Raw genomic sequence first — 13,783 nt, 5'->3', positions numbered from 1 at the left:
ACCATGGCCGCCCTTGCCGTGCCCTGAATGCCTGCTGCCATGAGCGACTCGAAGCCTACCCTGTCCGACGCCGAACAATCCCTGAGCGATGCTGCGCTGGAATACCACCGCCTGCCTTCGCGAGGCAAGATTGCCGTCACGCCCACCAAGCCGCTGACCAACCAGCGCGACCTGTCGCTGGCGTATTCGCCGGGCGTGGCTTATCCCTGTTTGGCGATCGAGAAGGACCCCAGCCTGGCGTTTGACTACACCTCGCGCGGCAACCTGGTCGGCGTGATCACCAACGGCACCGCCGTGCTGGGCCTGGGTGACATCGGCCCGCTGGCCTCCAAGCCGGTGATGGAGGGCAAGGGCTGCCTGTTCAAGAAATTTGCAGGCATCGACGTGTTCGACATCGAATTGGCCGAGCGCGATCCGGACAAATTGGTGGACATCATCGCCGCGCTGGAGCCCACGCTGGGCGGCATCAACCTCGAAGACATCAAGGCGCCCGAGTGCTTCTACATCGAGCAAAAGCTGAAGGAGCGCTTGAACATCCCCATCTTCCACGATGACCAGCACGGCACGGCCATCATCTCCAGCGCCGCGCTGCTGAATGGGCTGGAGCTGGTTGGCAAACAGATCGGTGAGGTGAAGATCGCCGTGTCAGGCGCGGGCGCCGCCGCCATTGCCTGCCTGGACCTGATGGTGGGCCTGGGCGTGAACCGCGCCAATGTGTTCGTGTGCGACTCCAAAGGCGTGATCCACACCGAGCGCGGCGACAAGCTGGACGAATCCAAGCGCCGCTATGCGCAACCCACCAACGCCCGCACCCTGGCCGACGTGATGAACGGCGCCGACGTGTTCCTGGGCTGCTCAGCCGCCGGCGTGGTCTCGGCCGAGATGGTCAAGACCATGGCGCGCGACCCCATCATCCTGGCCCTGGCCAATCCCGAGCCCGAGATCCGGCCCGAGATCGCCAAGGCCGCGCGCCCCGATTGCATCATCGCCACGGGCCGTTCGGACTACCCCAACCAGGTCAATAACGTCTTGTGCTTTCCGTACATCTTCCGGGGTGCGCTGGACTGCGGTGCGACCAAGATCACGGATGAGATGAAGTTGGCCTGCGTGCGCCAGATCGCCGATTTGGCCAAGGCCGAGACCAGCGACGAAGTGGCCGCCGCCTACCCCGGCCGCGAGATGCGTTTTGGTTCGGACTACCTGATTCCCACGCCGTTTGACTCGCGCCTGATCTTGCGCATCGCGCCGGCCGTGGCCGAAGCAGCCGCCGCATCGGGCGTGGCCACGCGGCCCATCACCGACATCGCCGCTTACCGTGATTCGCTGTCGCAGTTCGTCAGCAACACCGGCCTGTTCATGCGCCCGGTGTTCATGGGCGCCAAGGCCGCACCCAAGCGCATCGCCTTTGCCGAAGGCGAAGATGAGCGCGTGCTGCGCGCCGCCCAGGTGGCCATCGATGAAGGCATCGCACACCCCATCCTGGTGGGCCGCCCCGAGGTCATTGAGGAGCGCGTGCTGCGCGCGGGCCTGCGCTTGAAGGCCGGCGTGAATTGCGAGGTGGTCAATCCCGGCAAGGATGACCGCTTCCGCCAGTACTACGAGGCTTATCACGCACTGCGCGCCCGTGACGGCATCACGCCCGAGCTGGCCAAGGTGGTGGTGCGCCGATCCAACTCCCTGATCGCCACGATGATGGTCAAGCTGGGCGATGCCGACGGCATGATCTGCGGTGTGATCGGCCGCTACGACCTGCACCTTGAGCAGGTCCGCGAAGTGATCGGCCTGCGCCCCGGCGCGCACGGACTGGCCGCGCTGAACGCGCTGATCCTGGAGAATCATTCGCTGTTCATCGCCGACACCTTCGTCAATGAAGAGCCCACGGCCGAGCAACTGGCCGACATCGCCGTGCTGGCGGTGGAAGAGGTGCGGCGCTTTGGTTTGCCGCCACGCGTGGCCTTCTTGTCTCACTCGATGTTCGGCTCCAGCACGCGGCCTTCGGCCCGCAAGATGCGCCTGGCGCGTGACTTGTTCGTGGCCCGCATGCCGCACATCCCGGCCGATGGCGAGATGCAGGGCGACGCGGCTTTGAGCGAAAGCGTGCGCAGCAAGCTGCTGCCCGAAAGTACCCTGGACGGTTCGGCCAACATCTTGATCTGCCCCAACCTGGACGCGGCGAACATCTTGTTCAACGTGCTCAAGATGACCGGCGGGCAAGGCGTGACGGTGGGCCCGATCCTGCTGGGCGCAGCGGCGCCCGTGCACATCCTGACGCCTTCGGCCACGGTGAGGCGCATTGTCAACATGACAGCGCTGGCGGTGGCGCACGGCGCAGCGGCGAGCGCAGGGCGCTGATGTAGCTGGCGGCTGAGCGCAGCGCGGGGACGGCTGCCCCGCTTGACGCCAGCTTGCGCCCCGAATACATTACAAACAAAATCATAAACATTGATTGTTTGTAATATTCATGAGCATCACCGCCAAAACCCTGATCCTCGACCTGCTGCTGGCCGCCGACAGTGATCACCTGCCCGTTCGGCACCTGCTGGCCGCAGCCGCCTTGTTCGGTCTCCCCGCCAACAACCTTCGGGTGGCCTTGGCCCGCCTGTCCGCAGACGGCCTGATCGAATCGGTGGGCCGTGGGGTCTACCAACTCAGCGCCAGCGCCAACGAACTGGCGGCCGACGTGGCCACCTGGCGCAGTGCCAGCCAGCGCGTCAGGCCCTGGCAGGGTGGGCACATCGCCGTGCATTGCGGGGCCTTGGGCCGCAGCGACCGCGTCGCCCTGCGCCATCGAGACCGCGCTCTCCAAATGGTGGGCCTGCGTGAACTGGAGCGGGGCCTGTTCGTGCGCCCCGACAACCTGCAAGGCGGCATCGAGGCGGTGCGCCAGCGACTGCACACCCTGGGCCTGGAGCGCGAAGCCTGCGTGTTCATCGCCACAGGATTTGACCCGGAGCGTGAGGCCCGCATCCCTCACCTGTGGCATGGCCACGCGTTGAACGAGGCCTACAGCCAAATCCAGGAACAACTGTCGCAATGGACCGCGCGCGCCCAGCAACTGCCCATTGAAGACGCCGCGCGCGAGTCCTACTTGTTGGGCCGCAAGGCGATCCGGCAAGTGGTGTTCGACCCCTTGCTGCCAGCACCGCTGGTCGATATTCAAAACCGCCAACGTTTCATGGACGCGGTGCAGGAATTCGATCTGCTGGGGCATGGCATCTGGCGCCAGTTCCATGCCCAGGTCGATGCGCCAATGCCCACCTCAGGCAAGGCCGCCTCACCATCATTGCCCCACTGATCAAGCCAAATCCCACCACCATGAGCCACGCCAAGTCACCACGTCTGCGCCCCTCTGATGTCCTCAGCCGCGAAGAGATCGCACAGTTCACTGCCCGCTCCGACCTGGCGGGCTGGTCGGCCCTGGCCTTCACCTGGAGCGTGATTGCCTTGTGCTTCGCTGCCTTGATCTGGTGGCCGCACCCCCTGACCTACTTGCTGGCAGTGATCGTGCTGGGTGGGCGCCAACTGGCGTTGGCCATCCTGCTGCACGAAGGTGCGCATGGCACCTTGTTCAAAACCCGCTGGCTGAACAACCATGCCGCTGACTGGCTGGCAGGCCGCTGGATCTGGGTCGATGTGGCGCGCTACCGCGAGCATCACCTCAAGCACCACGCCCACACCAACCAAGACGGCGATCCCGACCTGAGCCTGATCCAGCCTTTCCCGGCATCGAGATCGTCGGTGCGCCGCAAGTTCCTGCGCGATCTCAGCGGGCTCAGCGGCCTGCGCCGCATCGTGGGCCAGGTGCTGATGGACATCGGCGTGCTCAAGTGGACGGTGGCCGCCGACATTGTCAAACTGCCGCGCAACGGCCGACGCTGGCATGACTACGCGGCTGAAGGCTGGAGGCGCATGAGCGGCTTCATCGTGCTGCACGCGCTGCTGGCCACGGCGCTGGCCTGGGCTGGACACCTGTGGGTCTATTCCGCCTGGTGGGTGGCCTACCTCACCACCTTCGGCGCCTTCATGCGCCTGCGCTCCATGGCGGAGCACGCCTGCACCGAGCGCAGCGGCAACATGCTGCGCAACACACGCAGCACGCGCGCCGGTTTCCTGGCCCGCATGACGGTGGCGCCCATCCGCGTCAACTTCCACATCGAGCACCATTTCATGGCCTCGGTGCCCCACTTCCGCTTGCCGGCATTGCACCAGGTGTTGCGTGAAAGGGGCGTTGTTCCGCCCTCACCGTCCTACGTGGACGTGCTCAAAATGGTGTCCAGCCCTCGCTGAGAAACCGTCTGTCGGGCCCACCGACCGTCCGTCGAATTGGGTCTTTTTACTGCCAATTATTCCCGCACGTCCCAGAAAGCCCCTTCCTAGAATCAGTCACGTGAATGGTCCCATTCGTGTGTTCAAGGGGTTTTCAATGGGTTACTGCCAGGTCAAACAAAGCAAGCAAGGCCAGCGCGGCTTCTCCATGGTCGAGGTGGCCGTCACTTTGGCGGTGCTCGGCATCCTGATGGCGTCGGCCATGCCCAGCATGGGCGCCTGGATGGTCAATGCGCGCATCCGCAACACGGCCGAGTCCATTCAAGAAGGCCTGCAAAAGGCACGGGCCGAAGCCGTGCGGCGCAATCAGAACGTCACTTTCTGGATGGTGACCACGGCCGATCCCAAAGTGCTGAGCGATGACTGCACCACCAGTGCCACCGGCGGCTCGTGGGTGGTCAGCCTGACCGACCCCACCAGCAAATGCTCGGTGGCCCCGTCCACCACCACCGCGCCACAAACCGTGGCGGCCAGACCGATTGGCGATGGCGGCAGTGGCGTGACCGTCTCGGCCAAGCAGCGTGATGGCATCGCTGTTGCCACCAGCATCACCTTCAATGCGTTTGGCCAGGTGGCCAATGCCGGACCCATTGGCCAGATCCAGGTCAATGACGGCACCACCGGCGATGACCATCGCAAGTACAAGATCGTGATCTCAAGCGGTGGCCGCACCCTCGTCTGCGATGAGGCCGTGATCAGTACCACCGACCCCCGCTTCTGCCCTGCGAGCTGAACCATGCGCCCATCCACATCCCCAAAGATCCGCGCACGTGCTCGCGCTGTTCGAGGCTTCATGCTGATCGAGGTCCTTGTGAGCGTCTTGCTGTTCAGTGTGGGCGTGCTGGCCTTGGTGGGCCTGCAAGCCAACATGAACCAGACGCAAGGTGCCGCGAAAGTGCGCACCGACGCGTCCTACCTGGCCACTGAATTGACCGGACTGATGTGGTCCGACAAGGCCAACCTGGACAGCTACACCACCGCCAACTGCAATGGCTATGCGCGTTGCAAAGCCTGGATGGCCAAGGTCACCCAGGCCTTGCCGAATGGCACAGCCACCGTGAGCGTGGCTTCAGGCGACATCACGATCCTGATCACCTGGTCGCTGCCCGATGGCGGTTCGCACAAGTACCAGTCTGAAACCTCCATCAGTTGACATGACCATGCGTGCAGCCACCTTCCCTCATCTCCGCCAGCAAGGCTTCACCCTCATCGAACTGATGGTGGGCGTGGTCCTGGGCATGCTCACCATCGTGGCCATCGCGCAGGTGCTGGTCGTGTCGGAGGGCCGCAAGCGCACGATCACCAGTGGCGCTGATGCGCAAATCAGCGGCGCCCTGGGCCTGTACGCCATCCAGCGCGAAGTGCAGATGGCTGGCTACGGCGTCAGCGCCAACCCGGCCGCGCTGGGTTGCATGGTCAAGTACAAGGTCGATGCCAACCCCATCGCCAATTTCACGCTGGCCCCAGTGGTCATTGAAAACGGCACCGATGGCTCCAACGTCATCACGGTGCTCAAAAGCACCAAGAGCTCGTTCTCGGTGCCCATCAAAATCACAGAAAACCATGCCCCCGACGGCAGCTACTTTGTGGTTCAGTCAGCCGTGGGCGTGGTCGAGAATGACCTGCTGATCGCGGTGCCTCCCACACCCAGCGCCACCGACTGGTGCAGCGTAGTCCAGGTCAATCAAGGTGCCACCAACCTGCTGACCACCATCAACATTCCCCACGCCGAGGCCAGCGATGCCGACTGGAACCAGCCAGCATCGGCCAACCTGCTGCCTGCTGCGGGCTACCCCGCCGCTGGCAGCTATCTGCTTGATGTGGGCGCCCTGTCCTTGCGCCGTTTCTCCGTCGACACCGCCACCCAGGCGCTGCAGACCAGCACCCTCTCAAGGGCCGGTGGCATGTGGACCACAGCCGAGGACGCTCAGCCTCAAGTGGTCATGCTCCGGGCCATGTATGGCAAGGACACCAACGCCGACAAAGTGGTCGACACGTATGACAACGACACCCCCTCCACGGCAGCGGGATGGCAACAGGTCTTGTCGATTCGCGTGATCCTGGTAGCCCGCAGCGCCCAGTTCGAGAAGGACAACGAAGGCGGCGGTAACGCGACCAGCAACACCCTCGAATGGGACCTGGGCACCACCGGCGTGACCGTGACCGGCGCCACGACCTGCCACACAGACCACCAGTGCCTGTCACTCTCTCTGACACACCTGGGTACCGACTGGAACAAGTACCGCTACAAGGTCTACGACACCGTGGTCCCCTTGCGCAACATGCTCTGGAACTCGTGAAGAGACTCACCATGACCACCCACCCATCCTTCAAGCACCGCGGCGTCTCGCTGCTGTTCGCCCTGCTGTCATTGGCCGCCTTGTCACTGGCCACCGTGGCCCTGGTCCGATCGGTGGACACCAGCTCCGTGGTGATGGGCAACCTGGGCTTCAAGCAAGATGCCACCGCCGCGGCCGACCGCGCCACCAAGAAGGCCATCACAGACCGCCTCAACAATGCCCTCCCGGGCAGCCTCAACATCAGTGCCAATGGCTACTACGCCACGGCCTACGAAAACCTGGACGTCACCGGCCAGCAGTCGACGGGCGTGCGCAAGCTCATTGACTGGGACGGCAACGGCTGCCAATATGCCCCCGGCACTGCAGAGGCCGACTGCACCGTCCTGCCCGCCGCTGAGCTCACCATCAACGAGAACAAGGTCCGCTATGTGATCTTTCGTCTGTGCGATGCCGTCGGCGATCCCAACGCCACCACCACCTCCTGCGCACGACCTCTGGTGTCGAGCAGCAGCCAGGCCTCCAAACGCGGCAAGCTGGATTACTCCGACTACGAACGCTTCACCAATGTGTCGGGCGTCTACTACCGAATCGTGGTCCGTGTGATCGGCCCACGCAACACGACCAGCTTCGTCGAAACGATTGTGCACATCTGATGTGCCCTTGCCTCACGGCGCGGAAGGAAGCAAGCATGCAAAACCACCATCGCACCCACTCCGGGTTTTTCTCGATGAACCGGGCCCTGGTGGCCATGCTGATCGGGCTGGCCACGCTGAACCCGGGCGTGCGCGCAGCATCCACCGACATCTCGAACACACCGCTGGCCACCACTTCGGACATCAGCGCCAAACCCAATGTGATGTTCATCCTGGATGATTCGGGCAGCATGTCCTCGGACTTCATGCCCGATGACATGGCTGACAGCACCGCCTACGGCTTCAAGTCCGTTCAGTGCAACGGCATCGCCTACAACCCCAACTACGACTACAGCGCCAACCGACCACTCAACCCGGATGGCACGCCTTACCCAGCGGCGTCCTTCCAGTACGCCCCCACCGACGGCTTCCAGGTCACGGTGACCAACTCCAAGAACCTGAACACCCCCGTGTCCATCGGCACGGGCGACCGAACCTTCAGCGTGAGCAGCGCCTCCTCAGGCAGTTTCACCGTGGGCAGCCGAGTGGGCATCGTCAACACCACCAATGACACGCAGTGGATGGTGGGCAATGTCAAGAGCTGGAACAACCCCACCCTGCTGGTCACCGTGACCGGCATGGCTGGCGGCGGCAGCCCCACTGCCACCTGGAAGGTGGGCGTGCAAACCAACGTCACCGACCTGAATGGCAGCACCTACTATGACTACACCGGCAGCAGGCCTGCCATGGGCTGGAAGTACACGACCGCCGGCCTCGACAAAGTCTCCGATGGCGGATTCGCCAATGAATGCCTGTCCAGGCCCAACTCCTCAACCGCCTTCACACTGATCACCATCACCAGCACATCGACAGATGCTCAACGCTATGCCGACTGGTATGCCTACTACCGCAAGCGCGTTCTGATGATGCGATCGGCCGCTGGCCGCGCCTTCAATCCCATCGACGGCAAATACCGCGTGGGCTTCACCACCATCAGCTCCACCAGTGCTGCGCCAAGCACCAAGTTCCTGCCCACCTCGGCCTTTGAGGGCACCCAGAAGACCTCCTTCTACTCCAACCTCTACAGAGCCGACACGGGCAACTCGACCCCCTTGCGCGGAGCACTTTCCAAAGTAGGCCGCTATTTTGCCAACAAGGCACCCGGTCAAACGACCGACCCGATGGAGTACGCCTGCCAACGCAATTACAGCATCCTGTCCACGGACGGCTATTGGAATACGGGCGACGAAACCACAAGCTACGGCCCGCTTGACTTGAATGGCACCATGGTCGGCAACCAGGATGGCACCGAGGTCAAGCCCTACTGGGATGGGATGGACAGCGTCCTGACCACCGTCAGCCCCTACACCATCACCCGAACACAAGACTCGGCCTACGACAAGACCACGGTCACCATCAGCGGCAACACCCCGGCCAGCAACTACGTGGGCTGCGGCGGCAGCAAGCGCCGGTACACCACCACCGCCACCCAGACCACCCGCACTCTGGTCGAGACCATCACCAACAACCAGACCCTCACCGGAACCTACGACACCACCCAGAAGCGGATCAACGGAGTGGATGGTGCAGTCACCACCAGCACGACCACGTGGAGCGCTGCCACCACCACAGGCACGGCCACCCTCCCCAAAAGTGACACCACTGTCGGCCCCGTGCTGAAATCGGCAACCGGCACCTGCAAAAGCTCACCCTACGACGTCCCCAGCTTACCTGCTTCTTCCGTGAGCAATGGTGCCGCCAGCGTGGCCAACATCGTCGATGCCACCGTGGCCGGCACGCCCACCGTGACCCCAAGCACCACCGGTGGCTCCAGCAACAGCCTGGCCGACGTGGCCGAGTATTTCTACGCCACCGACCTGCGCACCAGCACCTTGGGCAACTGCGTGGGTGCCCTGGGCACGGACGTTTGCAACAACGAGGTGACCCCCATCGGCCTGGACAGTGCCGAAACCCAGCACATGACCACCTTCACGCTCGGCCTGGGCATGAATGGCATCCTGCCCTACCGCAAGGACTACCTCAACCCCAGCCTGCGCACCGGCAGCTACTATGAACTGTCTCGGGCCGACGGCACGCTCAAATGGCCTGTCTCTGAAAGTAGCTCCAGCGGCGTCACCCACGTGGACGACCTGTGGCATGCCGCCGTCAACGGCCGCGGCCAGTACTGGTCGGCCTCCGACCCCAGCGCCGTGAGCGAAGCCATCGGAGCCGCCTTGTCCAACGTCGAGCGCACCGATGGTGCCTCTTCATCGGCCGCCACCAGCTCCCTCAAACCCGTCAAGGGCACGGACAACCAAGTTTTTGTCGCCAAGTACACCACTGTGGCTTGGACTGGCGAACTGGTGGCCTATTCATTGAACGGCGACACGGGCGAGATCAACACCACGGTTGAAATCTGGAACGCCAAGAAAGAGATTGCCAAGCTCAACCCCGCTGATCGGAACATTTACTACGCACAACCCGGCGCCGCCACTCCCACACGCCGTGATTTCACCTACACCAATCTCAGCGCGGATGGATTGGGCGGCCTGTTCACCAACTACTGCGGCAAAACGCTGACCCCCACCCAGTGCAATAACCTGGAGGCCACGCCCAAGACCCAGGCCAACCTGGGGACCAATCTGGTCAACTTCTTGCGCGGTGATAGCGCCATGAGCAGCTACAGCTACACCGACGGCAGCGAGACCAAGACCGCCGTCGTCTACCGCGCACGCGAATCCATGCTGGGTGATGTGATCAACGCATCCCCCGTGTACATGAGCAAGCCGCCTTTCCACTACGTGGACACCGGTTACTCCGAGTTCGTGAGCACACACGCCAACCGCCGACCCGTGGTGTTCTCGGCGGCCAACGACGGCATGCTGCACGCCTTTGCCGCCACCACCACCACCGGCACCGGCGCGGTCTCAGCCGGCACCGAGCTGTGGAGCTTCATCCCTTCCGCCGTGATGCCAGAGCTGTACCGGCTGGCCGACACCAACTACGCCGACCGCCATCATTTCTTCGTGGATGGCACCCCCACGGTAGGCGACATCCGCGTCGGCTCCACTTGGAAGACCATTCTGGTGGGCGGCCTGAACGCGGGCGGCAAGTCCTACTACGCTTTGGACGTCACCAACCCGCTCGACCCCAAGATCCTGTGGGAGTTCACCGATGCCAACATGGGCCTGACCTATGGCACGCCCATCATCACCAAGCGAGCCAATGGCACCTGGGTGGTCGTGCTGACCTCCGGCTACAACAACACCACGGGTGACGGCAACGGCCGCCTGTACGTCCTCAATGCCAACACAGGCTTACCCGTGACCGACATCCCCAGCGGCATCCCCACGATGACCTCGGGCACCACGCCTGCTGGCACGAGCACAAACCCGAGCGGCCTGGGCAAACTAAACGCCTGGATCGAAGACAACACCGACAACACCTCCACCCGTTTCTATGGGGGCGACATGCTCGGTAACCTCTGGCGCTTCGACATTGACAACCTCGTCGCACCCCACGGCAAGGCCATGCTGTTGGCCAAGTTTCAGATCAACGCCACCACGCCTCAGCCCATCACCACCCGGCCTGAAACCGCCGTCGTGACCTACAACTCGGTGGACTACCCGGTCATCCTGGTGGCCACGGGCCGCTACCTGGGCCTGGGCGACATCGTCGACACAACTACCCAGTCCTTCTATGCAATCAAGGACAGCCTGGCTGCCACGGGCCTGGGCGACGTTCGCCAGCGCACGGACATGGTGACCCAAACCCTGACCAACGCCACGACGAAAACGCGTACCTCCAGCAAGAACGCCGTCAACTGGGCCACCCAGAAGGGATGGCGCGTGGACATGCCTACGTCGGGCGAGCGGGTGTCGGTGGACATGCAGTTGCAGTACACCACCCTGGCCGCCATCTCCGCCATTCCGGGCAGCAGCGTGTGCAGCCCCTCGGGCGGCTCGGGCTGGAACTACACCTTTGACATCAGCACCGGCTCGGCACCGTCCAGCGCCACCGGCGATGTGGTCGGCACCAGCCTCGACAAGTTCCTCGGCGTGGGCCTGACCTGGATCGAGCTGACCAACGGCAAGTCCTTGCTGATCATCCCGGGCAGCAACGCCAAGATCACCACCAGCAGCCCTCCCACCACCAGCACCAATGCCGCGGCAGGCGCCAACCGCACCTCGTGGCGTGAACTGATGAACTGATGAACTGATGAACTGATGATGAACAAGAAGCGCCAATCAGTGTGTGTCATCGCCGCCCATGTGGTGGTGATTCACGCTGCGGCGCTGACCTTGATGGTGTCCTCGTCACCTGTTCAACCAACAGCCCACCAGGCGCCCAAGACCGCGGTTGCCAGCGTCGTCATGCAGGCTCGCCTGAACCCACGCGCTGCAACACCACCTGAGGTGCCCCCAACCATCCCCAGCATGGAGGCCCCCATCCCTGCCCCCCAAGCCATCACGGATGTGCCCCCGCCGCCCGCAGACACCGTGGCGCCGACAGCCCCGATCTCTGAAGACCAAACTGTGGCCAACGCTGAAGTGGCGTCGCCAGCCCCCCTCGCCGACCCCGGCGACAACTACTTTCCCCGTCCCTTGCTGAGCATGCCGCCCAAGTCCAGCACGCCAGTGATCGTGCCCTTTCCCGAACAGATCACGGAGCCCGGACGCTACACCACCATCCTGGCCTTGTTCATCGATGAGAACGGTGTCGTGCGCCGCGTGCGCATTGACGGTCCATCCTTGCCCAAGCCCCTGGAAGATGCCGCGCGGGACTCATTCCTGCAAGCGCACTTTCAGCCCGGCGAAGTGCAGGGTCAACAGGTCAAGTCATTGATCCGCGTTGAGGTGGTGTTTGACAACACGCCCATCGAGTCACCGGCCGCGACGCAGTCCTTGTAGCAGCCCGGACCTGGCAGCGGCTCACCCCGCCTTCGGCTCCGCCGCCAACGCCAACACCAAGCGCTTGCGCAAGGCCCTGGCGGCCGTCACCAGCGCCACCAGGAACAAGGCCACCCCCACGTAGGTGCCCATGCCCGGATTGCGCCAGGCCGCCACCAACCGGTCCATGAACAAGGACAGCAAGATCGTGCCAGGCAGCACGCCCAGCACCGTGCCGAGCACATAGTCGCGAAAGCGCACCCGCAGCGCGCCCGCCGTCACATTGATGACCAGGAAAGGCGCCACCGGAAAAGCGCGCAAAAAGATGATGGCGAGCAAACTGCGATCCTTCAAACGGCTCGCCAAATGCTGCACCTGGGGATCACCAAAACGGTCCAGCAGATAAGCCCCGCTCAAGCGCCCCACGCCATACGTGACCACCGCGCCACTGAGCATGCCCACCAGCGAATACACCATGCCCAGCCACGGCCCGAACACCAGCGTGCCCACCGAAATCATCAGCAGGATGGGCATGGCCAACACCACCGCCAGCACATAGCCACCCAGCACGGCCAAAGGCCCAAGAGGCGAGGCCAGCAAGTCGCGGCCCAACTGACTCAGCACAACCGGGTCCAGCCAATGGCTCATGGACGGGCTGCGCCACACCAGGGCCACGGCCGCGAACAACCCCAGGTACACCACCGCCATGAGGCGGCGCACCAACTTGCTGCCCGACACCTTCGATGAACCACCCGCACTCATGACACAAACCTCATTGCACTGCCCACATTCCATCCAACGGAAAACAAGCGAATCTTGAGGCCATTCCAGCGGGCGTGACGCAGGTGCTTTCCTGCGGGTGAACGCCGTTTCCCCTCGCTTCGGGGGGGGCGTCAAACGTCGGGGTGAACGCCGGGCAGAGGCCTTTGGGTGAGCATCCAGCGCCCCACCCTCACCGCCAGGGCTTCTGGGGACACCGGCCACGAGAACAACTCCACCCAGCCGGGCAGGCCACCTCGCGCGGCAATCTCGTCCGCCTTCAAGGCCGTCAAAGCCAGCACCGCCATGCCCGTGACCATCTCGCAGCGTTCCAGCGTGCGCAGCATGGCAAAACCATCCATGCCGGGCAACTCCAGGTTGGTGATCAGCAAATCAGGAGGGCGCTGGCCCATCTGCAACAGGGCCAGGTAGCCGGTTTCGGCAAAGCGCAAACTCACCGCCGAGCTATACACCTCCAGGGCCGACGCGCATTGCGTCTGCCACTCCGAGTCGTCAGCGACCAGCAAGACGTCATGGTGGCGAGCCTCCCGGCGCACCTTGTCCAACGCACTGGCCCGCGGCAACACTGCCGCCGGATTGCCCTGCCGACGCGCCTGCTCGGCCAAAGGATCACCGCCCAAACCGGTGCTCAATGCCAGCGCCTCGACCGCGTTGTAAGGAATGCGCCGATGCCCCCCGGGCGTGCGCGCCGCCGGCAAAATGTCGGCCTCGACCCACAACTGCACGGTGCGCAGCGACACGCCCAAACGGCTGGCCACCTCGCGGGTGGTGAGCATGCGGGCGCCTGGGCCCAGGTGGATGACTTGCGACATGCGTTGACCACTTTCTTCAGTGGTTTCATTTTTGCGGGATCCAC

Annotated in this window: 11 protein-coding genes; 9 read left to right on the top strand and 2 right to left on the bottom strand. The window is 63.6% G+C overall.

Translation table 11 applies throughout. From position 1 onward, the window contains the following. Nucleotides 1-39: 39 nt before the first annotated feature. The 9 genes from PSV38_RS09525 (at nucleotide 40) to PSV38_RS09485 (ending at nucleotide 12,168) form a co-directional block, all read left to right on the top strand. Nucleotides 40-2,352, top strand: a complete 2,313-nt coding sequence (locus tag PSV38_RS09525; protein ID WP_300546873.1) for an NADP-dependent malic enzyme — start codon at nucleotides 40-42, stop codon at nucleotides 2,350-2,352. Between the two features lie 109 nt (nucleotides 2,353-2,461). After that, complete coding sequence (locus PSV38_RS09520; protein ID WP_300546871.1) at nucleotides 2,462-3,295, top strand: PaaX family transcriptional regulator C-terminal domain-containing protein; 834 nt, start codon at nucleotides 2,462-2,464, stop codon at nucleotides 3,293-3,295. 20 nt (nucleotides 3,296-3,315) lie between these two features. Further along, the gene (locus tag PSV38_RS09515; RefSeq protein WP_300546869.1) at nucleotides 3,316-4,287 is read left to right on the top strand and encodes a fatty acid desaturase family protein; all 972 of its coding nucleotides are present in this window, start codon (nucleotides 3,316-3,318) and stop codon (nucleotides 4,285-4,287) included. 100 nt (nucleotides 4,288-4,387) lie between these two features. Then, the gene (locus tag PSV38_RS09510) at nucleotides 4,388-5,059 is read left to right on the top strand and encodes a GspH/FimT family pseudopilin (RefSeq protein WP_300546868.1); all 672 of its coding nucleotides are present in this window, start codon (nucleotides 4,388-4,390) and stop codon (nucleotides 5,057-5,059) included. Nucleotides 5,060-5,062: 3 nt separating this feature from the next. Continuing rightward, nucleotides 5,063-5,479 (top strand): pilus assembly protein PilV, encoded by a 417-nt coding sequence (locus PSV38_RS09505; protein ID WP_300546866.1) that lies wholly within the window; start codon nucleotides 5,063-5,065, stop codon nucleotides 5,477-5,479. Between the two features lie 7 nt (nucleotides 5,480-5,486). Continuing rightward, complete coding sequence (locus PSV38_RS09500) at nucleotides 5,487-6,626, top strand: PilW family protein (RefSeq protein ID WP_300546865.1); 1,140 nt, start codon at nucleotides 5,487-5,489, stop codon at nucleotides 6,624-6,626. A gap of 11 nt (nucleotides 6,627-6,637) precedes the next feature. Further along, complete coding sequence (locus tag PSV38_RS09495) at nucleotides 6,638-7,279, top strand: pilus assembly protein PilX (RefSeq protein WP_300546863.1); 642 nt, start codon at nucleotides 6,638-6,640, stop codon at nucleotides 7,277-7,279. A 35-nt stretch (nucleotides 7,280-7,314) separates the two neighbouring features. Next, complete coding sequence (locus tag PSV38_RS09490) at nucleotides 7,315-11,469, top strand: PilC/PilY family type IV pilus protein (protein ID WP_300546861.1); 4,155 nt, start codon at nucleotides 7,315-7,317, stop codon at nucleotides 11,467-11,469. Between the two features lie 18 nt (nucleotides 11,470-11,487). Further along, nucleotides 11,488-12,168 (top strand): energy transducer TonB, encoded by a 681-nt coding sequence (locus PSV38_RS09485; RefSeq protein WP_300546860.1) that lies wholly within the window; start codon nucleotides 11,488-11,490, stop codon nucleotides 12,166-12,168. Between the two features lie 21 nt (nucleotides 12,169-12,189). On the opposite strand, the gene PSV38_RS09480 is transcribed toward PSV38_RS09485, so the two are convergent. Both PSV38_RS09480 and PSV38_RS09475 read right to left on the bottom strand, forming a co-directional pair. Then, nucleotides 12,190-12,909, bottom strand: a complete 720-nt coding sequence (locus PSV38_RS09480; protein ID WP_300546859.1) for a VTT domain-containing protein — start codon at nucleotides 12,907-12,909, stop codon at nucleotides 12,190-12,192. 131 nt (nucleotides 12,910-13,040) lie between these two features. Continuing rightward, nucleotides 13,041-13,739 carry an excisionase family DNA-binding protein gene (locus tag PSV38_RS09475; protein ID WP_300546857.1) on the bottom strand — a complete coding sequence of 233 codons (699 nt, stop codon included), beginning with the start codon at nucleotides 13,737-13,739 and terminating at the stop codon, nucleotides 13,041-13,043. Between the last annotated feature and the right edge of the window lie 44 nt (nucleotides 13,740-13,783).

The organism is Aquabacterium sp. (genome assembly GCF_029946005.1).
In the GTDB taxonomy this organism is placed as follows: Bacteria; Pseudomonadota; Gammaproteobacteria; order Burkholderiales; family Burkholderiaceae_C; genus Aquabacterium.
This window is presented reverse-complemented; position numbering and strand designations above follow the sequence as displayed.

Excerpts from the sequence above, each read along its gene's own strand:
- PSV38_RS09525 (WP_300546873.1), top strand. The coding sequence starts at position 40 with ATGAGCGACTCGAAGCCTACCCTGTCCGACGCCGAACAATCCCTGAGC.
- PSV38_RS09520 (WP_300546871.1), top strand. The coding sequence starts at position 2,462 with ATGAGCATCACCGCCAAAACCCTGATCCTCGACCTGCTGCTGGCCGCC.
- PSV38_RS09515 (WP_300546869.1), top strand. The coding sequence starts at position 3,316 with ATGAGCCACGCCAAGTCACCACGTCTGCGCCCCTCTGATGTCCTCAGC.
- PSV38_RS09505 (WP_300546866.1), top strand. The coding sequence starts at position 5,063 with ATGCGCCCATCCACATCCCCAAAGATCCGCGCACGTGCTCGCGCTGTT.
- PSV38_RS09500 (WP_300546865.1), top strand. The coding sequence starts at position 5,487 with ATGCGTGCAGCCACCTTCCCTCATCTCCGCCAGCAAGGCTTCACCCTC.
- PSV38_RS09495 (WP_300546863.1), top strand. The coding sequence starts at position 6,638 with ATGACCACCCACCCATCCTTCAAGCACCGCGGCGTCTCGCTGCTGTTC.
- PSV38_RS09490 (WP_300546861.1), top strand. The coding sequence starts at position 7,315 with ATGCAAAACCACCATCGCACCCACTCCGGGTTTTTCTCGATGAACCGG.
- PSV38_RS09485 (WP_300546860.1), top strand. The coding sequence starts at position 11,488 with ATGAACAAGAAGCGCCAATCAGTGTGTGTCATCGCCGCCCATGTGGTG.
- PSV38_RS09480 (WP_300546859.1), bottom strand. The coding sequence starts at position 12,909 with ATGAGTGCGGGTGGTTCATCGAAGGTGTCGGGCAGCAAGTTGGTGCGC.
- PSV38_RS09475 (WP_300546857.1), bottom strand. The coding sequence starts at position 13,739 with ATGTCGCAAGTCATCCACCTGGGCCCAGGCGCCCGCATGCTCACCACC.